The sequence below is a fragment of the Streptomyces ardesiacus genome (assembly GCF_003112575.1).
Lineage (GTDB): Bacteria > Actinomycetota > Actinomycetes > Streptomycetales > Streptomycetaceae > Streptomyces > Streptomyces ardesiacus.
This window is the reverse complement of the sequence record NZ_BEWC01000001.1, coordinates 1,233,361-1,254,564: the sequence shown is the minus strand read 5'-3', so window position 1 is coordinate 1,254,564 and position 21,204 is coordinate 1,233,361. Positions and strand designations below refer to the sequence as shown.

General features: G+C 74.3%; 19 protein-coding genes. 16 read left to right on the top strand and 3 right to left on the bottom strand.

The features are described from left to right. Positions 1–40: 40 nt before the first annotated feature. From Sdi02f_RS05465 to Sdi02f_RS05440, 6 genes are all read left to right on the top strand, one after another. Positions 41–694, top strand: coding sequence for a maleylpyruvate isomerase N-terminal domain-containing protein (locus tag Sdi02f_RS05465; protein ID WP_031084004.1), 654 nt, complete (start codon positions 41–43; stop codon positions 692–694). 403 nt (positions 695–1,097) lie between these two features. Continuing rightward, a complete protein-coding gene (locus Sdi02f_RS05460) occupies positions 1,098–1,751 on the top strand; it encodes an ankyrin repeat domain-containing protein (protein ID WP_108932775.1) in 654 nt (217 codons plus the stop codon). Beyond that, the gene (locus Sdi02f_RS05455; RefSeq protein WP_108932774.1) at positions 1,748–2,923 is read left to right on the top strand and encodes a YncE family protein; all 1,176 of its coding nucleotides are present in this window, start codon (positions 1,748–1,750) and stop codon (positions 2,921–2,923) included. The genes Sdi02f_RS05460 and Sdi02f_RS05455 overlap by 4 nt, the downstream gene beginning before the upstream one ends. 215 nt (positions 2,924–3,138) lie before the next feature. Further along, positions 3,139–3,597: a cyclic nucleotide-binding domain-containing protein gene (locus Sdi02f_RS05450; protein WP_030401311.1), complete on the top strand. Its 459-nt coding sequence runs from the start codon at positions 3,139–3,141 to the stop codon at positions 3,595–3,597. A 302-nt stretch (positions 3,598–3,899) separates the two neighbouring features. After that, positions 3,900–4,493 carry a TetR/AcrR family transcriptional regulator gene (locus tag Sdi02f_RS05445; RefSeq protein ID WP_030401312.1) on the top strand — a complete coding sequence of 198 codons (594 nt, stop codon included), beginning with the start codon at positions 3,900–3,902 and terminating at the stop codon, positions 4,491–4,493. Between the two features lie 105 nt (positions 4,494–4,598). Further along, the gene (locus tag Sdi02f_RS05440) at positions 4,599–5,414 is read left to right on the top strand and encodes an SAM-dependent methyltransferase (protein WP_108932773.1); all 816 of its coding nucleotides are present in this window, start codon (positions 4,599–4,601) and stop codon (positions 5,412–5,414) included. 100 nt (positions 5,415–5,514) lie between these two features. On the opposite strand, the gene Sdi02f_RS05435 is transcribed toward Sdi02f_RS05440, so the two are convergent. Then, positions 5,515–5,718 (bottom strand): cold-shock protein, encoded by a 204-nt coding sequence (locus Sdi02f_RS05435; protein ID WP_019330262.1) that lies wholly within the window; start codon positions 5,716–5,718, stop codon positions 5,515–5,517. Positions 5,719–6,049: 331 nt separating this feature from the next. Between Sdi02f_RS05435 and Sdi02f_RS05430 the strand changes: the two genes are divergently transcribed. Continuing rightward, positions 6,050–6,802 (top strand): L,D-transpeptidase family protein, encoded by a 753-nt coding sequence (locus Sdi02f_RS05430; RefSeq protein ID WP_108932772.1) that lies wholly within the window; start codon positions 6,050–6,052, stop codon positions 6,800–6,802. A gap of 36 nt (positions 6,803–6,838) precedes the next feature. Here the strand turns inward: Sdi02f_RS05430 and Sdi02f_RS05425 are convergent, their stop codons facing one another. Further along, positions 6,839–8,260 carry a Gfo/Idh/MocA family protein gene (locus Sdi02f_RS05425; RefSeq protein WP_030401315.1) on the bottom strand — a complete coding sequence of 474 codons (1,422 nt, stop codon included), beginning with the start codon at positions 8,258–8,260 and terminating at the stop codon, positions 6,839–6,841. Positions 8,261–8,463: 203 nt separating this feature from the next. Next, the gene (locus Sdi02f_RS05420) at positions 8,464–8,685 is read right to left on the bottom strand and encodes a hypothetical protein (RefSeq protein WP_053664279.1); all 222 of its coding nucleotides are present in this window, start codon (positions 8,683–8,685) and stop codon (positions 8,464–8,466) included. A gap of 372 nt (positions 8,686–9,057) precedes the next feature. Here Sdi02f_RS05420 and Sdi02f_RS05415 point away from each other — a divergent pair, with 372 nt between their 5' ends. The 9 genes from Sdi02f_RS05415 to Sdi02f_RS05375 all read left to right on the top strand — a co-directional run bounded on the left by Sdi02f_RS05415 (position 9,058) and on the right by Sdi02f_RS05375 (position 21,176). After that, positions 9,058–9,885: an endo alpha-1,4 polygalactosaminidase gene (locus Sdi02f_RS05415; RefSeq protein ID WP_030401317.1), complete on the top strand. Its 828-nt coding sequence runs from the start codon at positions 9,058–9,060 to the stop codon at positions 9,883–9,885. A gap of 37 nt (positions 9,886–9,922) precedes the next feature. Then, the gene (locus Sdi02f_RS05410; protein WP_030401318.1) at positions 9,923–11,251 is read left to right on the top strand and encodes an ABC transporter substrate-binding protein; all 1,329 of its coding nucleotides are present in this window, start codon (positions 9,923–9,925) and stop codon (positions 11,249–11,251) included. A 14-nt stretch (positions 11,252–11,265) separates the two neighbouring features. Next, positions 11,266–12,216 carry a carbohydrate ABC transporter permease gene (locus Sdi02f_RS05405; protein WP_030401319.1) on the top strand — a complete coding sequence of 317 codons (951 nt, stop codon included), beginning with the start codon at positions 11,266–11,268 and terminating at the stop codon, positions 12,214–12,216. After that, positions 12,213–13,103, top strand: coding sequence for a carbohydrate ABC transporter permease (locus tag Sdi02f_RS05400; protein WP_108932771.1), 891 nt, complete (start codon positions 12,213–12,215; stop codon positions 13,101–13,103). Before Sdi02f_RS05405 ends, Sdi02f_RS05400 begins: the two co-directional genes overlap by 4 nt. A gap of 40 nt (positions 13,104–13,143) precedes the next feature. Then, positions 13,144–14,100, top strand: a complete 957-nt coding sequence (locus Sdi02f_RS05395; protein WP_108932770.1) for a carbohydrate kinase family protein — start codon at positions 13,144–13,146, stop codon at positions 14,098–14,100. Further along, the gene (locus Sdi02f_RS05390; protein ID WP_030401322.1) at positions 14,097–15,422 is read left to right on the top strand and encodes an alpha-glucosidase/alpha-galactosidase; all 1,326 of its coding nucleotides are present in this window, start codon (positions 14,097–14,099) and stop codon (positions 15,420–15,422) included. The genes Sdi02f_RS05395 and Sdi02f_RS05390 overlap by 4 nt, the downstream gene beginning before the upstream one ends. Positions 15,423–15,693: 271 nt before the next feature. After that, positions 15,694–18,327, top strand: coding sequence for a SpoIIE family protein phosphatase (locus Sdi02f_RS05385; RefSeq protein WP_108932932.1), 2,634 nt, complete (start codon positions 15,694–15,696; stop codon positions 18,325–18,327). A gap of 127 nt (positions 18,328–18,454) precedes the next feature. After that, positions 18,455–19,621, top strand: a complete 1,167-nt coding sequence (locus Sdi02f_RS05380) for a M23 family metallopeptidase (RefSeq protein WP_108932769.1) — start codon at positions 18,455–18,457, stop codon at positions 19,619–19,621. Between the two features lie 28 nt (positions 19,622–19,649). After that, the gene (locus tag Sdi02f_RS05375) at positions 19,650–21,176 is read left to right on the top strand and encodes a CYTH and CHAD domain-containing protein (protein WP_108932768.1); all 1,527 of its coding nucleotides are present in this window, start codon (positions 19,650–19,652) and stop codon (positions 21,174–21,176) included. Positions 21,177–21,204: the final 28 nt, after the last annotated feature.

Below are 21,204 nucleotides of genomic sequence, written 5' to 3'. Positions count from 1 at the left end.
CGGTCGCGGCCGGGCGGGCGGCGGTGTTTGGCTGTCGGGCATGGATGCCTTCTCCCGTTCCTGGTCCGCTCTGCTCGCCGCGGTCGCCGGCCTCTCCGACGAGGACTTCGCCCGGCCGTCCGGCTGCACCGGCTGGCTCGTCCGGGACCTCGTGTGCCACCTGGTCGTCGACGCCCAGGACGTCCTGATCACCCTCGCCACCCCGACCGCCGGGGAAGCGACCCGGGACGCGGTCACCTACTGGCGGGTCGTCGAGCCACCCACGGGGGACGACCCGCTCGACGCGCTGACCGTCCGGCTGGCAGCCGCCTACGAGCAGCCGGAGCTGCTCCGGTTCCACCTCGACGACGTCGGCTCCGCCGCGGGCCGTGCCGCCGCGCTCGCGGATCCCGCGGGCCGGGTCGCCACCCAGGGTCAGACGCTCACGGCGGGCGACTACCTCTCGGCGTACGTCCTGGAGTGGACCCTGCACCACCTCGACCTGATCGCCCACGTCCCGGAGGCGGCGCCCCCGCCGGCGGAGGGGCTGAGGCACTCGCGGGAACTGCTGGAGGGCGTCGTCGCGGCGAGGTTCCCCCCGTCGTTCACCGACCAGGACGCCCTGCTGACCGGCACGGGCCGCCGAACCCCGACCCCGGCGGAGACGACCACCCTGGGCGACTTGGCGACGCGACTCCCGTTCCCGGTCGGGTGACCGGGGCCGCCCGACGGGGGCGGGGGTGAGCGGGGGGCGGGTGGAGCCGACGGGGCCGGTGTGGGGCGGGCGGACGGGCGGGGGTGACCGGCCGGGGACGAGGGGTTGGGGCCGAGGGGTCGGGCGGTCGGCCGGAGGCCAGGGGCGGAGGGCGGAGGCCAGGGGTCAGGGGCCGGTGTCCACATGGGACAGCAGAACAACGGGCGACCGGGAAGCCGGGAGGCCGGGAGGGCGGGCCAGGAGGCCGGGCGGGCCCGTCGGAGGCTCAGTGGGTCGTCCGATCGGACGACCTCGGCGTCGTCCGTCCGGCAGGGATGGGGGAGCCGGAGCGTCGACCCGCACCGGTGCGACGGTGCTCCAAGCTGGAGGTACACGTCCCCGACCCCCGCGGAGCTGTCCCCTCATGACCGCCAAGCCACCCACCCCCGCCGACCTCGCCCTGTCGGACGCCGTTCGCCGCGGTGACGCCGACGCCGCCCGGGCCGCGCTGCGGGCCGGTGCCGACCGGGAACGACGCGACGAACAGGGCCGCACACCGCTGCTGCTGGCGGCCCTGGCCGACCGGGTCGCGGTCGCCGGGGTGCTGGTCGCGGCCGGTGCCGACGTCAACGCCCAGGACGCGCGTGACGACAGCGCGTGGCTGGTCACCGGGGTCACGGGCAGCGTCGCGATGATGCGGACGCTGCTGCCCGGCGGGCCGGACGTCACGCTGACCAACCGCTTCGGCGGCGTCGCGGTGATCCCGGCGAGCGAGCGCGGCCACACGGCCTACGTACGGGCCGTGCTCGCGGAGACCGACATGGACGTCGACCACGTCAACCGGCTCGGCTGGACGGCGCTCCTGGAGGCGGTGGTCCTCGGGGACGGCGACCGCACGCACCTGGACGTCGTGGCGGCCCTGCTCGACGCGGGCGCCGACCCGTCGCTGCCCGACGGCGACGGCGTCACGGCCCGGGCCCACGCGGAGCGCAGGGGGTTTTGCGCCATCGCGGACCTGCTGCGGGGGGCCGAGCCGCACGACGGCGTCGGTCCCCGCCCGGAGGGCGGGCGGCGGTGAACCGGCGTTCCCTCGGGAGCCGCCTGGCCGCGCTGGCCGCCGTCACCGCGGCCCTGGCCGGATGCGCGTCGGACGACGGCGACGATGCCGCGCCCCCTGCGTCCGCCGCGCCCTCCACCGCGTCCTCGCGCCCGCCCGGCTCCGGCGGCACCCCGGCACGCACGCCGGACGGCACCCTGCTGGTCACCGACTTCGGCGCCGACACCGTCACCTTCGTCGACCCCGCCGCGCGGGACGGTGCGGCCGGCCTCGGCTCGGTACGGGTCGGGACGGCGCCGTACGGGATCGCCCTCGGCGCGGACGGCACGGCGTGGGTGGCGACCGCGGAGGGTGTGGCCGCCGTGGACACCCGCACCCGCGAGCGCACCGCCCTCATCCCCTACCGGACGGACACGGGCCCCGTGACGACCGGCGAGTACCGGGGCGGCGGCATGGGCATCGCCCTCTCCCCCGACGGCGGCCGGGTCTACGTCGGCGTCAACGTCCCCGGCGGCAACGGCACCCTGGAGGTCGTCGACACCCGGCGGCGGGAGGTGACGCGGGTCGTCCCGGTCGGCCGCCGCCCCTTCGACGTCGACGTCTCGCACGACGGCCGGCAGGTCTACGCCACCAACCACGACTCGTTCGACGTGACCGTCGTCGGCACCGGGGACTGGACGACGCGCCGCATCGAGGTCGCCCCGTACGGCACCGAGGGCGGCCTCGGCTCCTGGCTCAAGCCGCACTACACCGCCGTACGCCCCTCCGACGGCGCCCTGCTGCTGCCGTTCGAGGGCGAGCGCCTGGCGGTGGTCGACCCCGGCACCGGACGCGTCCGGATCGAGGACATGACCGCCAACACCCACCAGCACGGCGTCACGGCGGGCGCCGACGGCACGCTCTACGTCGTGGGCACCGGTCCGATCGACCCGTCCCGGGACGACGGCCCGTCCCTGACCGTCCGCACGCCCGACGGCGACGAACGGATCATCCCCCTGGACGGCCCGCACGAGACCGTCGCCCTGTCGGCCGACGGCCGCACCGCCTACGTCACGGGCGGCTTCACCCGCGCCGGCTCCTGGGACGGCCTGAGCGTCGTCGACCTCGGCTCCGGCGGGGTGACCCGGCTGCCGGTGGGCGAGCGCCCGCTGGCCGTCGCGGTCCTCGGCGAGGGGGCGCCGCGCCGGGCGTGAGCCCACCGGAGCCGACCGGCCCGGGGCCGGGGCCGAGCGGCCCCTGGTGTCCCGCGCCGGTCGGCGGGACCCTGGAAGGGACAGCCCCCGGCGTGCACCCGAAGGGAACGGCGAGCGGTGGCCGGTCCGCGGTCCAGGACCGCCGGGCCGTCCGCCCCGCCGAGCGGTTCCCTCGCCGTCCGTCCGCGGTGACCCGCGCGAAAGGAGCCGGAGCGATGACCTCTGCCACCACCCTGTCCGCGGCCCTCCACGGCGACCACCGCGAACGACTCATGCGGATCGCGCGGGAGGTCTCCCTCGCGCAGGGCACCCGCCTCTTCGAGGAAGGACGGCGCGCCGACCGGTTCTGGATCGTCCGGACCGGCACGGTCAGTCTCGACCTGCGCGTCCCGGGCCGCAGGCCCCCCGTCATCGAGACGCTCGGCCACGGGGAACTCGTCGGCTGGTCCTGGCACTTCCCGCCGCACCTGTGGCAACTGGGCGGCGAGGCCAGCACCCCGGTGCGGGCCTGGGAGTTCGACGCGGGCGCCACGCGGGAGATGTGCGCCCGCGACGCCGAGTTCGGGCGCGCGGTCGCCGTCTGGGTCGGCAAGGTGGTCGCCCACCGCCTGCAGGCCGCCCGGATCCGGCTCCTCGACCTGTACGGACCGTACGGCAGCGGCGGACTGCTCTGACCGAGCGCCGGTCCCCCGTCCACCGCCTGCGGCACCACTCGGCCGGAATACGGGCTGCCCGGTGATACGGAGATACGTAGACGGCTCCCTGTATCACGATTCCTCGCGCCCCATCCTTCACGGGAGGTTCCATGCCCTCCGTAGAGTCCGCGTGCCGGAGCGCATCGCGCACGAGCACGTCCGAGGTCTCCCACCTGCTCCTCGACGGCGTCCGCCACGGTGACGAGCTGGCCCTGTCGGCCCCGGGCCCCGCGACGGAACGGCGAGCATGACAGTGGCTGTCCTCGCGTAGACTCCGCGCCATGGGTCGATGGGAGCCGAACGCGCGCGGCCGCCTGGAGCAGGCGGCGCTGGAGCTGTACGCGGAGCGCGGCTACGAGCAGACCCCGGTGGCCGAGATCACCCGGCGCGCGGGACTGACGGAGCGGACGTTCTTCCGGCACTTCGCCGACAAGCGGGAGGTCCTCTTCGCGGGCTCCGGCAGGCTGGCGGAGCTGTGCGCGGGCGCCGTCGCCGCGGCACCCGCGGCGGCGACGCCGATGGACGCGGCGGTGGCCGCCCTCTACGCCGCCGCGGGTGTCTTCGAGGAGCGCGGTGATCTGGTGCGCCTGCGGCAGAGCGTCATCGACGCCAACGCGGAGCTGCAGGAGCGGGAGCTGACCAAGCTCGCGACCCTCTCCGGTGCGCTGGCCGAGGCGCTGCGCGACCGCGGGACGGACGACCTGACCGCGCGGCTGACCGCCGAGGCGGCCGTCGCCGTGCTCAAGGTGGCCTTCGAGCACTGGATCCACGGGTCCGGCGAGCAGACGCTGCGGCATCTCCTGGGCGAGTGCGTCGACTCCCTCGGCACCGCGGTCGCCCGCGGTCCGGGCGCTGCGGGGAGCGTCTCCGGCTGAGGACGGCCGCCCGGTCCTGCCCTTCAACCGCCCTACGGTGACGGGCCCTTGCGTCGTAGGTTGGCATCAAGCACCCACGCCTCGGCCGAAAGACGGACCCCACCCATGAGCGACCCCTCGACGACCCCCGGCAGCGCCGTGCAGCAGAAGATCGACACGTCCGTGCCGCACTCGGCCCGGATCTGGAACTACTGGCTGGGCGGGAAGGACAACTACCCGGTCGACGAGCGGGCCGGTGACGCGTACACCGCCGTCTTCCCCGGCATCGTCACCATCGCCCGCGGCAGCCGCGCCTTCCTGCGCCGCACCATCACCCATCTGGTCGCCGAGGAGGGCATCCGGCAGTTCCTCGACATCGGCACCGGACTGCCGACCGCCGACAACACCCACGAGGTCGCCCAGCGCCTGGCGCCCGAGGCGCGGATCGTCTACGTCGACAACGACCCGATGGTCCTCGCCCACGCCCGCGCGCTGCTGTACTCCACTCCCGAGGGCGCGACCGCCTACGTCGACGCCGACGTGCTCGACCCCGACACCGTCCTGGCGGCCGCCGCCCGCACGCTGGACTTCGACCGGCCCGTCGCCCTGGTCCTGAGCAACGTCCTGGGCCACGTCCCCGACTACGACCGGGCGCGCTCCGTCGTCTCGCGGCTGGTCGACGCGCTGCCGTCCGGCAGCTTCCTGTCGGTCAACGACGGCTCGCGGGGCGTCGACCCGGATTTCGAACGGGCCCAGGACGCCTACAACGAGAGCGGCGCGGCACCGTACGTCCTGCGCACCGTCGACCGGATCACCGCGTTCTTCGACGGTCTGGAGCTGCTGGAGCCCGGCGTGGTCCCGGTGACCCTGTGGCGTCCGGAGGCGGGCGCCGGGGACCCGGAGCCCATCGGCGAGCACGGCGGACTCGCCCGCAAGCCGTGACGACCCGCCCCGCGCGCGTGCCGCGGGGCCGCATGCCACAGGGCGGGGCCCCGGGAAACCTGCGGCTCCCGGGACCCCGCCCTGCTCGGCGACCTTCCGGTCAGGCGGGGGTGATGTTCTCCGCCTGCGGGCCCTTCTGGCCCTGGGTGATGTCGAAGGTGACGGCCTGGCCTTCCTGCAGCTCGCGGTAGCCCGTGGCGTTGATGTTGGAGTAGTGCGCGAAGACGTCGGGGCCGCCGCCGTCCTGCGCGATGAAGCCGAAGCCCTTTTCAGAGTTGAACCACTTGACGGTTCCGCTGGCCATGCCTTTTGCCTTTCAGCCGTGATCGGATCCGCACCGCGCGAACCCGGAGGTGGTCGTCCTGGTCCTCCGGCATTGCACAGCAAACCGCCCGCACTCCGGCGCGGGCGGTCTGGGCGAACCACGACATCTGCTGCTGACGCTACACGGCATGTCCGAGCCCCACCAGTGAGTAAGGGGTGTGAGCGGCAACCATGTTGCCCGGCGGAGCCCTCGGGCGACCGCCGTACGGGTCCCCGCTGCGCCATCCGGGGGAGAGGGCGAGGCGGCCGCACAACCCGGTTCCCCCCGTGGTCTAGCTATGAAGAGACCACTCACGGAGTCGGAGATCGATATGACCGTCAGGAAAGCGCTGGCTCTGGTGACCGGCGCTGTCATGTGCGCCGGCGTGCTGGCCACCGGCTGCGCCCGGGAGCGCACGGGCGCCACCTCCCAGGACGCGCACGCACCCGCGAGTTCCGCGGCCCCGCGCCCCGCTCCCCCGCGTTCCTTCCCCCGGCCGCTGCCCGGGGTCGGGCCGCTCATGCGGGAGCGGCTCCCGGACGGCACCCGGCAGGCCCTGGTGGTCACCGGCGAGACCGAGGACTCGTCGCGGGCCCGGGTGGTGCTCTACGAGCAGTACCCGGCCGAGGGCTGGCGCGCGGTCGCCGGTCCGTGGCCCGCCCACAACGGCCTGCGCGGCTGGACCGAGGACCACGAGGCGGGCGACCTGCACACGCCCATCGGTGTCTTCGGGCTCAGCGACGCGGGGGGCCGGCTGCCCGACCCGGGCACCCTGCTCCCCTACGACGAGGACCCGGAGTTCTCCGTGTCGGGCACCGGGTACCTGGGCGAGCCTCTGGAAGGGTCCTTCGACTACGTGGTCGCCATCGACTACAACCGGGTGCCCGGCACCTCCCCGCTGGACAAGGCCCGCCCCCTGGGCGAGGAGAAGGGCGGCGGCGTGTGGATCCACGTGGACCACGACGGGCCGACCAACGCCTGCGTGTCCCTGAGCGAGGAGCACATGCGGGCGTTGCTGACCGCACTGGACCCGGGCAAGGAGCCGGTCGTCGTCATGGGCCCGCGGGACGTCCTGGCCCGGTAGGACGCCCCGCGGGAGGCCACGACCGGTGTGCCGTGCTCAGCCGACGGGCGGCATGTCGGCGGGCTCCGAGTCGAGCCCCGCCCTGCGCTGCCGCCAGGCGCCGCGGGTGAAGTCCGGTATCTCCACGGGCCGGCCGCCCCGGGCCAGCGACATGACGCTCAGGGGCACGGACGAGCACCAGGCGGCCGAGTCGTAGACGTCGATGTCCGGAACCAGGCCCGCGCGCATCGACTGGACGGTGCGCCACTGCAGGACGTAGTCCATGCCGCCGTGGCCGCCGTTGTTCGCGGCGTCGTCGCCGACCTTCCGCCACAGCCAGTGGTCGTACTCCTTGCGGTAGGTCTCGAAGTCGCGCCAGGTGTGGCCGTCGTGGTCCGGTTCGACGTAGACGCGGGCGCCGGTCGGGCCGGATCCGGCGTAGTCCTCGACGATGCCGCGGCTGCCGGCGAGGGTGTTGATCCTGCTGTAGGGCCGGGGCGAACTCACGTCGTGCTCCGCGCGGATGGTCCTGCCCCGCGCCGTTTCGATCAGGCAGGTGACCAGGTCACCGTTGACGTAGGTCTCCTTCCAGGACGGGTGGTCGCGCGGGACGAACCGGGCCCGGTAGTCGGCCAGGCCCTTGGGGGCCGTCGCGGTGGCGCGCAGGGTGGTCATGCGGTCGCCTCGGTTGACGTCCATCGCCGCCGCGATCGGGGCCAGCCCGTGCATGGCGTAGAAGGAGGCGGTGCTGCGGGTGTGCCACAGGCGCCGCCAGGAGTCGGTGTAGTAGGTGTCGGAGAAGAGGAGTTCGCGCAGGTCGTGCAGGTAGCCGCCGTGGCCGTTGGTGAGGTCTCCGAACAGGCCGTCGTGCGCCGCCCTCAGCATGGCCAGTTCGTTGCGGCCGTAGCTGCAGTTCTCGGACAGCATCAGGTGCCTGCGGGTGCGTTCCGAGGTGTCGACGAGGTCCCACAGCTGGCGCAGTTCCGTGGCGACGGGGAGTTCCACGAGGGCGTGCCGGCCGCTGAGCAGCGCGGCCCGGCCGTGCTCGTAGTGGAACTCCCAGGGCGTGGCGACGTACACGAGGTCGATGTCGTCGCGGCGGAGCATCCGGGCGTAGGAGTCGGCGGAGCCGCCGTACTCGGCGGGGCGCGGGCTGCCCTTGCTCTCCAGCCGGTCGGCGGCGCGCTTGGCCCGGTCGGCGCGGATGTCGCAGACGGCGGTCACGGTGCAGCCGGGCACGGCCGCCCAGCCGGTGATCATGCCGGAGCCTCGGTTGCCGAGGCCGATGACGCCGACGCGTACGGTGCGGTGGGCGGCGAAGGGCACCCCGGTCATCGACTTCTGGCCGGGCTTGCGGCGGGGCGCCTGCTCGGCCGCCGAGGCGGAGGGGGCGGCGGCCCCGATCCCGGTCGCGAGGGCGCCGGTGGCGGCGGCGGAGCCCAGGAGCAGTCGGCGGGAGACAGCGGGCGTTTCGGACATGACGGCAACACTCCTCGTGGCATACGCATCACGGTCGGGGCGCGGTCGGGCGTTGTCGGGCAACGTCGAGCTGTCGAACGGTCGAACACTGTCGGGGCATGACTCTGCGGGCTCTGCCGTGACATGTCAATATGTGCTCGATGCGCGCCCGTTCCGAGCACGTCCGCGCACCCGGAGGCGGGAACGGCACACCTGCGGGGCAGTCAGAAAAGCCGCTCCTGGGCGGCCGGGGGCCGTCCGCGGCCCTTGCGGCGCGGGGCCGGGGGAACGGGCATGCTCTCGCCGAACAGGGGTGCGGTGCCGTACTCGTCCGGCTCGGCCGGGACGGTGGCGGGGCCGGTGCTCACGTTGAGGACCAGGGGGGCGTCCCGGTCGAAGTCGCCCGGCGTCATCGCCGCCCACTCACGGCCCTGCCGCTCTCCCACGCACCGACACCTCTCTCGCGCCGCCCGCCGCGACCACGCGACGCTACCAGCCCCGCGACAGCCGTGTGATCACGGCTGCCACCTGGCACGCCTTCATCGTTCCCGGACGGTCGAAGGTCGACGCCTCATGCTTGTTCCTGCATGGAACAAGCACGTTCCAATCAGCTTCGCGCATCACTTCTCTCCCTTCGCACCCTTGACAGGGCCTGGATCCGGTCGATTTACTCCCGATCAACGCCGATGCCGTGTGATCGGCGACAGAGGTACGCCCAGCCGGTAGCTGGCCCCGCGCCAGGAGCCCGGACTGAGTCGCCAGGACGGCCACGCGCGTCCGAGGCGGGGACGTGCCCACCACCCTCCGGAGCTCGAACCATGAGCCGTACGCAGGCGCACACCCGCAGGAAGCCGGTACTGGCCGGCATCGGGGCCACCGCCGTCCTCGTCACCGCAGCCGCACTCGTCCCCGGCGGCGCCCGGGCCGAGGCGGCCGCCTACTCCCCGCCGCCCGCGCACGCGGGCTTCGACTACCAGATCGGCGGCGCCTACACCCCGCCGGCGGGGGTGGAGGTGGTCAGCCGCGACCACACGGCCTCCCCCGCCCCGGGCCTGTACAACATCTGTTACGTCAACGCCTTCCAGGCCCAGCCCGGCGCCGAGGACGACTGGGACGACGACCTGCTGCTGCGCGACGCCAACGGCGACGTCGTCTACGACACCGACTGGGGCGAGGCCTTCCTCGACATCCGCACCGCCGACAAGCGCGAGCGCGTCGCCGAGAAGGTCGGCACCTGGATCGACGGCTGCGCGGACAAGGGCTTCCAGGCCGTCGAGCCGGACAACTACGACAGCTACACCCGCGCGGGCGACCTGCTGGACGCCGCCGACGCCCAGGGTCTCATCAGGCTGCTGGCGGAGCGCGCGCACTCCGACGGGCTGGCGATCGGGCAGAAGAACACCGTCGAACTGGCCCCGAACCGCGAGGCGAACGGGCTGGACTTCGCCGTCGCCGAGGAGTGCGGCGAGTGGGACGAGTGCGGCGACTACACGGCCGAGTTCGGCGACCGCGTGATCGTCGTCGAGTACACCGCCAAGGGACTGTCGAAGGCGTGCGCGGGCTTCGGCGACGAGCTGAGCATCGTCCGGCGCGACCTGGACGTGTCGCCGAAGGGCAGCAACGGCTACGTCCGTGAGACCTGCTGACACCGCGCGACGGCCAGTCCAGTCCTTGGAGGTACAGATGGATGCGGTCCGACGTGCCGCGCGTCCCTCGCGCAGGGGCGTGCTGCGGGCCGGCGGGGGCGCCGCCCTCGCGGCGGTGGCCGGCACCGCGGTGAGCGGCTGCGGGACCGGTGCGGACGACGGCGTCGCGGCCGACGGCACGGTCACCGTCGAGATGTGGCACGGCCAGGCCGACACGGCGAAGAAGGTCCTGGAAGGGCTCGTCGCCGACTTCGAACGGTCGCACCCGAAGATCAGGGTGAAGCTGGGCGGCGGTGTGCTCGCCGACGTGATGCTCCAGAAGGTGACGGCCGCCCTCGCCGCCGGCTCGTACCCGGACATCGCGTACGTCTTCGGCTCCGACCTGGCCCGCGTGGCCCGCAGCCCGCAGGTCGTCGACCTCACGGACATGGTCGCCACCGGTCCCGTGCCGTGGAAGAACTACTGGGCCGCCTCCAGGGACGCCGTCACCCTCAACGGCAGGGTCAGGGCAGCACCCGCGGTGCTCGACTCACTCGCCGTGGTGTGCAACAAGAAGCTGTTCCGCGAGGCCGGTCTGCCCCTTCCCGAGGCCGGCTGGACCTGGGCGGACTTCGTCTCCTGCGCGCGCACGCTCACCCAGTCGGGCCGGGGCCGGTTCGGCACCGGCTGGCCGGGCACCGGCGACGAGGACACCGTGTGGCGCCTGTGGCCGCTCATCTGGGACCTGGGCGGCGACGTCGTCGACGACGACGGCAAGAGCATCGGCTTCGCCGGCACCGGCGCCCGGGCGCTCCAGGTGGTGGCCGACCTGGCCCGGGACAAGAGCGTCTACGTCGATCCCAAGCCCGGCAGCGAGCAGATGTACCAGGTGTTCCAGTCCGGCCGCATGGGCATGGCGGTCACCGGGCCGTGGCAGTTGCCCGACATCGAGACCGCCGGGATCGACTACCACGTCGCGCCCCTGCCCTCCTTCAGCGGACGCCCCGTCACCATCTCGGGGCCCGACACCTGGACTGTGTTCGACAACGGCGAGGCCCGCTCCGAGGCCGCCCGTACCTTCCTGACCTGGCTGGCCCGGCCCGAGCAGGACGTGCGCTGGGACATCGAGGCCGGCAGCCTGCCGCTGAGCCGCCGCACCGAGGCCCTGCCCGCCTGGCAGGACAAGGTCGCCCGCACCGAGGGCCTGGCCGTGTTCACCCAAGCCCTGGAGACGGCGCGCGTACGCCCCGTCCACCCGGCGTACCCGGAGGTCTCGCAGGCGCTCGGGCAGGCGATCGTCGCCGTGCTCCTGGGGCGCAGCACCCCCGAGAAGGCGCTGCGTGCCTGCGCCGACGACGCCAACGCCGCCCTGCTCATACCGCGTTGAGGAGCCACACCGCCATGCCGCGCCTCCCCCGCCCCCTCACCGTCGAGGGGCCGCCGCCCGACCCTCGGCCCCTGCGCCGCAAGCGCCGCCGCGAGACCTCCGCCGCCTGGGTGTTCGTCTCGCCGGCCGTCCTGATCGTCCTCGGCCTGAGCATCGTCCCGGTGATCTGGTCGCTGCTGCTGTCCTTCCAGGCCAGCGACCTGGTCACGCCCAGCCGCTGGGTGGGCGTGGACAACTACCGCGCCCTCGCCCAGGACCCCCACTTCAGCCAGGCGGTCCGCAACACGCTGCTCTACACGGTCCTGTACGTGCCGCTGAGCCTGCTGTTCGGCCTGGCCCTCGCCCTCGTGCTCAACCGGCGCATCCGCCTCGTCGGCCTCTACCGCACCCTGATCTTCGTGCCGTTCGTGCTGTCGGCGACCGCGCAGGGCGTGCTGTTCTCCTTCATCCTGGACCCGGAGTTCGGCGCGGCCAACTCGGTGCTGCACCGACTCGGCGTCTCCTCCCAGGGGTTCCTGTCCGATCCCTCCCAGGCGCTGCTCGTGCTGGTGGCGATCACGCTGTGGAGCGGCACCGGCTTCTGCGTCGTCGTCTACCTCGCCGCCCTCCAGGACGTGCCGCAGTCCCTGATCGAGGCGGCCCGTCTCGACGGCGCCGGGCGCCGGCACCTGCTGCGCCACGTCACGCTGCCCACCCTCACCCCGGTCACCGTCTTCCTGCTGCTGTGGCAGGCCATCCAGTCCCTCCAGGTCTTCGACCTCGTGTACGTCACCACCAAGGGCGGTCCGCTCGGCTCGACCACGGTGATCGTCTACTTCATCTGGGAACAGGCCTTCAAGAACGCCACCGCCGGGTACGGGGCCTCGGCCGCCTACGTCCTGGCCGTCGCTCTCGGTCTGGTCGCGGGGGCCGTCCGTCTGGTCCGGCGTCGCGGACGCCACCGTCTCGAAGGAGCCCGGTCATGACGGCGACCTCCGCCCGCCCGGCCACCGCGAACGCCGTGGCGGCACAGCCCGCCGAGGCCGAACGGCGCCGTCGGCGGCTCCCGTTCAGCCCTTGGCACCTGCTGCTCGCGCCGCTCGCCCTGGTCTTCGCCGTGCCGCTGGTGTGGCTGGTGCTCAGCTCGGTCATGAGCAACGCGGAGATCAACCGGTTCCCCCCGGCCCTGTGGCCGTCCGGCATCGACCTCGGCGGCTACCGGTACGTGCTGGGCAACGCGATGTTCCCCCGCTGGTTCGTCAACTCGCTGATCGTCTCCGCCGTCACGGTCGCCGCCAACCTCGTCTTCGGCTCGCTGGCCGGGTACGCGTTCGCCCGGATGCGGTTCGCCGGCTCCCGGGTGCTGATGGGGCTGATGCTGGCCACCATGGCGGTGCCGTTCCAGCTGACGATGATCCCGACGTTCCTGGTGATGAAGAAGCTCGGCCTCATCGACACCCTGGGCGCGCTGATCGTGCCGTCGCTGGTCACGCCGTTCGCGGTGTTCCTGCTGCGGCAGTTCTTCCTCTCGCTGCCCAGGGAGCTGGAGGAGGCCGCCTGGATCGACGGCTGTTCCCGTCTGCGGGTGCTGTGGCGGATCGTGCTGCCGCTGTCGCGTCCGGCGCTGGCCACGGTGGCCGTGCTCACCTTCCTGACCACGTGGAACGACCTGACCTGGCCGCTGATCGCCATCAACCACGACACGCAGTACACGCTGCAACTGGGCCTGACCACCTTCCAGGGGCAGCACCACACCCGGTGGGCGGCCGTGATGGCGGGCAACGTCATCACCGTGCTGCCGGTCCTGCTGGCCTTCCTCGGCGCGCAGAAGACCTTCATCCAGTCGATCACCTCCAGCGGGCTCAAGGGCTGACCGCCCGCCCTCCGCCCGCCGTCACTTCCAGGGAAGACCCATGCCGCACAGCCTCGACCTGCTCGTCGTCGGAGACGCCAATCCCGACGTCGTCGTGGGTCCCCTCGACGCCCCCCTCGCCTTCGGGCAACGCGAACAGCTCGTCCCCGACGGCGCCCTCACCCTCGGCGGCTCGGCCGCGATCATGGCGTGCGGCGCGGCCCGCCTCGGTCTGCGGGTGGCGTTCGCCGGCCGCGTGGGCGACGACGACGCGGGCCGCTACGTCCGCGACGCCCTCGACGCGCACGGGGTCGACACCGGTGCCCTGCTCGTCGATCCCGGACTGCCCACGCCTCTCACCGTCGTCCTCACCCGGGGCGAGGACCGTGCCATCGTCACGGCCCCGGGCACCCTGCCGGCCACGACGGCCGCGGACGTACCGGCCGCGCTGCTCTCCGCCGCCCGGCACGTGCACGCCGCGTCGTACTTCCTGCTGCCCGCTCTCGCCGCCGGGCTGCCCGGGCTGCTGCGCACGGCGCGCTCCCACGGTGCGACGACGTCGCTGGACACCAACGACGACCCGGCGGGCCGCTGGGACCCGGCCGGGCTGGACGCCGTCCTGCCGCACACCGACTACCTGCTGCCCAACGCGGCCGAGGCCCGGCGGCTGGCCGGGCCCGGCGCCGCGGACCTCGGGGAGGCCGCCGCCGCGCTCGCCGGCCGGGGGCCGACGGTCGCCGTCAAGAACGGGGCCGAGGGCGCCCTGTGCCACGACGGAAAGACCCTGTTCAGCACGCCCGGCATCCCGGCCCGGCCGGTGGACACGGTGGGCGCCGGTGACAGTTTCGACGCCGGTTTCGTCGCCGGGCTGCTCACCGGGCTCGCCCTGCCCGAGGCCCTCGAACTCGCCGCCGTCTGCGGCGCGCTGTCCACCCGCGCCCACGGCGGCACCACCGCACAGCCCACCTGGGACGAAGCGTTCGCCCAGCTCACCCGCAACGGAGAGAGCCCCGCATGAGCACCGCCCACCCGACCGCTCCCAAGATCGCCTTCGTCGGAGCCGGCAGCGTCGTCTTCACGCAGGGTCTGCTCGCCGACCTCTTCGCCTTCGACGAGCTGAAGTCGGCGCACATCTCGCTGCACGACATCGACGCGGAGCGGCTGGCCACCGCCCGGGCCGCCGCCGAGTACATCGCCGCCGAGCGCGGCGCCCGGCCGCGCGTCACCGCGCACGCCGACCGCCGGGAGGCGCTGGCCGGCGCCGACTTCGTCATCAACATCGTGCAGGTCGGCATGGGCGAGGCGACCCGGACCGACTTCGAGGTCCCGGCCCGGTACGGGCTGCGCCAGACCATCGGCGACACCCTCGGCGTCGGCGGCATCTTCCGCGCGCTGCGCACCTTCCCGCTGCTCAAGGCGCTCGGGCAGGACATCGCCGAGGTCTGCCCGGACGCCTGGCTGCTGAACTACACCAACCCGATGGCGATGAACGTCCAGTACCTCGCCGAGGCGACCGGCCTGACGCGGGTGGTGGGACTGTGCCACTCGGTCTACTGGACGGTCCAGGGCCTGTGCGAGCTGCTGGAGGTCCCCTACGAGGAGGTCACCTACCGGGCCGCGGGCGTCAACCACCAGGCCTGGGTGCTGCGCCTGGAGCACGGGGGCGAGGACCTCCACCCGCGCCTGGACGCCCTGATCGCCGGGGACCCGCAGCTGCGCCGCCGGGTCCGCATGGACATGTACCGGCGCCTGGGCCACTACCCGACGGAGACCAGCGAGCACTCGTCCGAGTACGTCCCCTGGTACCTGCACCACGACAGCGAGATCGACCGGCTGCGGCTGCCCGTCGGCGCCTACCTGGGCATCGTGGACGAGAACGTGGCCGAGTACGAGCGGACCCGCGACGCGCTGGCCTGCGGAGCGCCGCTCACCGTCGAGGGCACCATGGAGTACGCCCCGCAGATCATCCACAGCATCGTGACCGGCACGCCCCGCACGGTCTACGGCAACGTGCCGAACCACGGTCTGATCGAGAACCTGCCCGCCCGGGGGGCCGTGGAGGTGCCGTGCCTGGTGGACTCCGCCGGCATCCAGCCCACCCGCATCGGCGCGCTGCCCCCGCAGCTGGCGGCCCTCAACCGGGCCTACCTGAGCACCACCGACCTGGTGGTGCGGGCGGCCCTCCAGGACGATCCCCGGCACATCCGCCACGCGGCGATGGCCGACCCGGCGACGGCGGCGACCCTGAGGGTCGAGGAGATCTGGAAGCTGTGCGACGACATGGTCCGCGCCCACGGGGACCGGCTGCAGCCCGGGCTGCGCGGCACACTCGCCCTCTGAGGCGGCCGGCGGCGGCCCTGCTGGTGCGGCCCCGCGTACGGGGGAAAACGCGGGGCCGCACCAGCAAACTATCGGAGTAACCGGCCGCCTGCCGGACCCGGCGCCGCCCCGGCCGGCCCGAACCTCCCTCCCCCGGCCGCGACTCGGGGAACGCGCCCGGCCGTCGGGCGGGCGCCGTCACCCGACCGGCGGACAGGAGCGTCGGCGGGAGCGGGACGCGCCGGGAGGGCGCGCGCTGCGCGGCGAGCCGTGCGGGGCACACACTGTGGTCATGGCTTGCTCCGATCCGCCGGAGGCGGTGTCACGGCGTTTTCCCGACAGGCCGACGAGTGCGGCGGCGGCCCGCCGGTTCGTGCGCACCGCACTGGCCGGTGCCGCCGCGGACCTGGTGGGCACGGCCGAACTGCTGGTGAGCGAGCTGGTCACCAACGCGGTGCTGCACGCGCGCACCGAGGTCGAGGTGGGCCTGGTACGCCTGGACGGCCGGCTGCGGGTACGGGTCCGCGACCGGCGCCCGGGCCGCCCGCTGGTGCCGCGGCGCTGCTCCCCGTACGCCGGTACCGGACAGGGGCTGGCGATGGTGGAGCGGTTGGCCTCCCGGTACGGGGCGGACGGCGGCGACGCGGGCAAGACGGTGTGGTTCGAGCTGTGGCACGCCGGTCCGCCGCCGCCGTCGTCCGGGTGGGAGACCGCCGTACCGCCGTGGCCCGCCGACCGGACGGTGACGCTCGTCGACGTGCCGACCGCCCTGGAGACGACGTGCCGGCAGCACCGGCACGCGGTGCTGCGCGAGCTGACCTTCGCCGCGTCCGCGGGAGACCCCCTCGGGGTGCCGCCGGAGGACCTCGCGGCGGCCAACGACGTCAACAACATGATCAGCGCCGGGGTGACGGCCGCGCTGGAGGAGCCGGGCGCCGAGCCCGGCCTGCGCAGCCTCCCCCTGCCGCTGCCGGCCGACGCGGGACCCGCGGTGAGCGCCCTGCGCCGCGTGCTCGACCTGGCCGAGGAGCGGGCCCGGGAGGAGCGGCTGCTCGCCCTGCCGGCCCTGCCCCGCGGCCGTGCCTTCCAGGACTGGCTCTTCGACGAGATCACCGGACAGCTCGCCGGGGACCCGCCCACCGCCTGGACCGTGGTCCCGCGCGAGCCGGAGATCAGCTCGGCCGAGCTCGTGCCGTGGGACGTCGGCCAGGTGCGGGCCAGCAGGATGCCGACCATCGCCGCCGACGAGGGCAACCGGATCGTCGCGGCCAACCGGGCGGCGGCCGACCTGCTGGGCTGGGAGCCGGGCGACCTGGTCGGACACCGGCTCGTCACCCTCATCCCCGAGCACCTGCGCGAGCGGCACACGGCGGCGTTCACCTCGTTGCTGCTCACCGGCCGCACCCGCATCATCGGGCGTTCCGTGCCGCTGCCGGCGCTCCACCGCGACGGCGGGCTGGTCCCCGTCCGGCTCTTCATCCAGACGCAGGAGACGGCCGACGGCCGCACCGTCTTCGTCGCGCAGCTCATCCCGAGGGCGACGGCGGCCCTCGACGTGTCCAGGACCCCCGGCAGTGTCCGCGAACCGGCGCTCGGGGAGCCCGGCGGCCGCCCGCCCCCGGCCGCGCCGGAGGCCGGAACCGGTACCACCGATGCCCGGGGTGCCATGTCCACGATGGACCGGCTCGCCCTGCTGGCCGACCTCGCGGCGCGGCTCAACGACACCCTGGACCTGGACGAGGGGCTGCAGCGCGCCGGACGGCTGCTGACGCGGCGGCTGGCCGACTGGTGCGTGGTGGACCTGTTCACCGCCGACGCCCGGCTGGACCGGGTCTGCGTCGTCCACCGGGATCCACGGGCCCTGCGCCCCGGGACGTACGAGGGCACGCTCCCGGTTTTCACCGAGGAGTCGCGGGGGCCGCTGGCCCGGGTGCTGCGCGGCGCCGGGCCGCTGCTGCTCGCCGAAGCCCCGCGGTCCGGCCCGGACGAGAGCCCGCTGGACAGGGCGTACGTCGAACTGTTCCGGCGGCTGGGGGCGGGCAGCGCCGTCATCGCGCCGCTGCGCGCCCGCCGCAGGATCTTCGGCGCCCTCACCCTGGCCCGCGCGCCGGGCGGGCGGGCGTTCACGGAAGAGGACCTGGCGCTCGTCGACGACCTGGTCCACAGCCTCGCGCTGGGCGTGGACAACGCCCGTCTCTACCAGGACACCCGTTCCATCGCCGAACGGCTCCAGCGCTCCCTGCTGCCGGTCTTGCCGCAGGTCGAGGGGCTGCAACTGGCCGCCCGCTACGCCGCCTCCTCGGCCACCGCGCAGGTCGGCGGGGACTGGTACGACAGCTTCTTGCTGCCCCACGGGGACACCGGGCTGGTCATCGGCGACGTCACGGGGCACGACCTCGACGCGGCCATCGCGATGAGCCAGTTGCGCAGCATGTTCCGCGGCATCGCCGTGGACCGCGAGGAGCCGCCCGCGGAGGTGCTGCGCCGGCTGGACCTGGCGAACCACAGTCTCCACCGGGAGGCGACCGCCACCTGTGTCTACGGGGTGCTCAAAGGGTCCGCGCGGGGCCCCTGGGAGCTGAAGCACTCCTCCGCCGGCCATCCGCCGCCCCTGCTCACCACGCGGGACGGCCGGGCCCGGTACCTCGGCGGCGGCGCCGGGCTGCTGCTCGGCATGGACCCCGACGTGACCCGGGAGACGGCGCGGCACATGCTGCCCGCCCACTCGACGCTCGTGCTGTACACCGACGGCCTCGTCGAGCGCCGCCACGAGCACATCGACGACGCACTGGAACGGCTGCGCCTGCACGCCGCCGGTCTGGCCCACGAGCCCCTCGACACGTTCTGCGACGAGCTGCTGATCGGTCTGGGGGCGGACAGCACGGACGACATCGCGGTCCTCGCCGTCCGCCCCACGCCCCCCTGAGGACCGGGCGCCGGGCCCCGCCGGCCCTGCCCGTTCGGGCAGCGCCTTCTGCCTCGGCGGCTCCTGACGTGCGCCGCGGGGCGGGATAGCGTTCCCTCGTGAGCATCACGTCCCGGCGAGCGGCCAGGTGAACGACGAGCGGCTGACCGTGGCGCAGCCGGCCGACGAGGCGAACGGACCGGGGCCGGCACCGTACCCGCCCGGCCGACCGGACCAGCCGGCCCCGCCGGATCAACCGGATCAACCCCGCAGGCGCAGGCGCCGAGGTCCGGGACCGGTCACCCTGTTGCTGCTGCCGGCACTCGTGACCGTCACCGGCGTGGCCGCCTTCCTCGCGCTGGGCGGACTGCCGAATCCCTGGCCCGACGACGACTCCGGCGCCGACCCGTCCGCCGCCGTCGGCGTCGACCCCTCGTACCTCCCCTGGCTGCGCAAGGCGGCCTCGGCCTGCACCGTCCTCGAGCCGTCCGTGCTCGCCGCGCAGATCGACCAGCTCTCGGGCTGGAGCGACGACTCGGACGACCTCTCCGGCCAGAAGGGCATCGCCGCCTTCACCGACGACGAGTGGCGCACCTGGGGCAAGGACGACGACGGCAACGGGACGTCCTCGCCGCGCGATCCGGCGGACGCCATCATGGCGCTGGGCCGGCGCGACTGCTCGCTGGCCGGGAAGGTGACCGAACTGCGCACCGAGGGCCGGATCAACGGCGACCTCGTGGAGCTGACGCTGGCCGCGTACGCCGTGGGACCGGACGCCGTGACGGAGGCGGGACGGGTGCCCGCGGCGGCGAAGACGTACCTCGCCGAGGTCCAGGCCCTGCTGCCCCGGTACGAGGCACTCGACCGGGAGGACTCCGGCAGCGGCGCGGGCGGGGCGGCCGGCGCGCTGCTGACCGCGCCGGTGAGCCCGCTCACCATCACCTCGCCCTTCGGTTCGCGGGAGCACCCGCTGACCGGCGTGACGAAGCTGCACACCGGTGTGGACTTCGCCGCGCCGCAGGGCACGCAGGTCGTGGCGGCACGGCGGGGGCGTGTCGTGTTCGCCGCGCTCACCAGCGCGTACGGCAACCGCATCGTGATCGACCACGGGACCATCCAGGGCAAGCGCGTGGAGACGACCTACAGTCACCTCTCCGCCCTGGGTGTGACCGTGGGGCAGACCGTGGAGGCCGGGGCACCGATCGGGCGGGTCGGCTCCACCGGCCTGTCCACCGGCCCGCACCTGCACTTCGAGGTCGTCCTGGACGGGTACTACACCGATCCGCGGCCCTGGGTCCTGCCGGACGGGGTTTGATCCGCCGGATCGTGTCGAAGGACTGAGCATGACCCAGTCGAAGCGCGAGACAGAACGGAAGTACGAGCCGCCGCCGGGCGGCGCCGCCGGGCTGCCCGACCTGACCGGCGTGGGGCCCGTCGCCTCGGTCACCGCGGGCGGGCCCGAGGAACTCGACGCGGTGTACCACGACACCGCAGACCTGCGGCTCGCCCGGTCCTCGGTCACGCTGCGCCGCCGCACGGGCGGTCCGGACGCGGGCTGGCACCTGAAGCTGCCGCTCACCGGGGACAGCCGGGAGGAGGTGTGGGCCCCGCTGTCGGACGACGTGCCCGGCTCCCTGCACGAGCTGACCCTGTCCCGCACGCGGGGCGCCGGGCTGCGTCCGGTCGTACGCGTCCGGTCCACCCGGACCGTGCGGCGGCTGCGCGACGCGGAGGGCCGGGTGCTCGCCGAGCTGAGCCTCGACGAGGTGCGCGCGGACGCGGCGGTGTCCGGCGGCGGACGCGCCGCGTGGGCCGAGCTGGAGGTCGAGCTCGCGGACGGGGTCCACGCCGGGCTGCTGGACGCGATCGAGAAGAAGCTCCGGAAGAAGGGGGCCGTGCGCGCCGCCAGCCCGTCCAAGCTCGCCCGGGCGCTGCGGGAGACGGGCACGGCCCCGGAGCCGGCACGTGCTCCAGGAGTGGTGGCCGGGTCGGCCGGCGCGTACGTGCTCGCGTACGTCGCCGAACAGGCCGGCAGGCTGGTGTCGCTGGACCCGGCGGTCCGCCGCGACCTGCCCGACGCCGTGCACCAGATGCGCGTCACGTGCCGGCGGCTGCGCGGTTGCCTGCGCTCCTACCGCTCGGTGCTCGACCGGCGGGCCACCGATCCCCTGCGCGCGGAACTGCGGTGGCTGGCGGGCGAGTTGGGCGTGGCGCGCGATCACGAGGTGCTGGGCGAACGGATCGGCGCCGCGCTGGCCGGACTGCCGGACGAACTCGTGCTGGGCCCCGTCGCCGCCCGGCTGCGCGTGTGGGAGGTCTCCCGGGGCGGCGAGGCCCGTTCCCGTGTCCGGGAGGCCCTGGCCGCGCCCCGCTATCTGCGCCTCCTGGACGCGCTGGACGCCCTGGCCGGGCAACCGCCCCTGCGGGCGAAGGCGGCGGGGAAGCCCGCCCGGACGATGGCCCGGGCGGTGCTCAAGGAGTACGCCCGGCTCGCAACACGGATGGACCGGGCGTCGGGGCGGCCGTCCGGCCGGTCGCGGGGGACGGGGCTGCACGAGGCGCGCAAGGCGGCCAAGGGGCTCCGCTACGCGGCCGAGGTGGCGCGTCCCGTGCTCGGGGAGCCGGTCGCCCGGCTCGGCGGGCGTGCCAAGGCGGTGCAGCAACTGCTCGGCGAGCACCAGGACGCCGTGGTCGCCCAGGAGACCCTGCGGGGGCTGGCGGTGGCCGCTCACGCGGCGGGCGAGCAGGCGTTCACGTGGGGACTGCTGCACGGCCTGGAACGGGCGGGCGCCGAGGCCCGGCGGCGGGAGCTGGCCGAGGTGTGGCGGGCGGCGTCGGACCCCGCGCTGCGGGCGCCCCTCGACCGCTGAACGGTACGCTCCGGGCCCGCCGGCCGCC

What these genes read in the sequence shown, in the direction of transcription:
- Sdi02f_RS05410 (WP_030401318.1), top strand. Translation starts at nt 9,923, where the DNA reads ATGGATGCGGTCCGACGTGCCGCGCGTCCCTCGCGCAGGGGCGTGCTG.
- Sdi02f_RS05415 (WP_030401317.1), top strand. Translation starts at nt 9,058, where the DNA reads ATGAGCCGTACGCAGGCGCACACCCGCAGGAAGCCGGTACTGGCCGGC.
- Sdi02f_RS05465 (WP_031084004.1), top strand. Translation starts at nt 41, where the DNA reads ATGGATGCCTTCTCCCGTTCCTGGTCCGCTCTGCTCGCCGCGGTCGCC.
- Sdi02f_RS05385 (WP_108932932.1), top strand. Translation starts at nt 15,694, where the DNA reads ATGGCTTGCTCCGATCCGCCGGAGGCGGTGTCACGGCGTTTTCCCGAC.
- Sdi02f_RS05430 (WP_108932772.1), top strand. Translation starts at nt 6,050, where the DNA reads ATGACCGTCAGGAAAGCGCTGGCTCTGGTGACCGGCGCTGTCATGTGC.
- Sdi02f_RS05400 (WP_108932771.1), top strand. Translation starts at nt 12,213, where the DNA reads ATGACGGCGACCTCCGCCCGCCCGGCCACCGCGAACGCCGTGGCGGCA.
- Sdi02f_RS05375 (WP_108932768.1), top strand. Translation starts at nt 19,650, where the DNA reads ATGACCCAGTCGAAGCGCGAGACAGAACGGAAGTACGAGCCGCCGCCG.
- Sdi02f_RS05445 (WP_030401312.1), top strand. Translation starts at nt 3,900, where the DNA reads ATGGGTCGATGGGAGCCGAACGCGCGCGGCCGCCTGGAGCAGGCGGCG.
- Sdi02f_RS05460 (WP_108932775.1), top strand. Translation starts at nt 1,098, where the DNA reads ATGACCGCCAAGCCACCCACCCCCGCCGACCTCGCCCTGTCGGACGCC.
- Sdi02f_RS05450 (WP_030401311.1), top strand. Translation starts at nt 3,139, where the DNA reads ATGACCTCTGCCACCACCCTGTCCGCGGCCCTCCACGGCGACCACCGC.
- Sdi02f_RS05440 (WP_108932773.1), top strand. Translation starts at nt 4,599, where the DNA reads ATGAGCGACCCCTCGACGACCCCCGGCAGCGCCGTGCAGCAGAAGATC.
- Sdi02f_RS05435 (WP_019330262.1), bottom strand. Translation starts at nt 5,718, where the DNA reads ATGGCCAGCGGAACCGTCAAGTGGTTCAACTCTGAAAAGGGCTTCGGC.
- Sdi02f_RS05390 (WP_030401322.1), top strand. Translation starts at nt 14,097, where the DNA reads ATGAGCACCGCCCACCCGACCGCTCCCAAGATCGCCTTCGTCGGAGCC.
- Sdi02f_RS05425 (WP_030401315.1), bottom strand. Translation starts at nt 8,260, where the DNA reads ATGTCCGAAACGCCCGCTGTCTCCCGCCGACTGCTCCTGGGCTCCGCC.
- Sdi02f_RS05395 (WP_108932770.1), top strand. Translation starts at nt 13,144, where the DNA reads ATGCCGCACAGCCTCGACCTGCTCGTCGTCGGAGACGCCAATCCCGAC.
- Sdi02f_RS05405 (WP_030401319.1), top strand. Translation starts at nt 11,266, where the DNA reads ATGCCGCGCCTCCCCCGCCCCCTCACCGTCGAGGGGCCGCCGCCCGAC.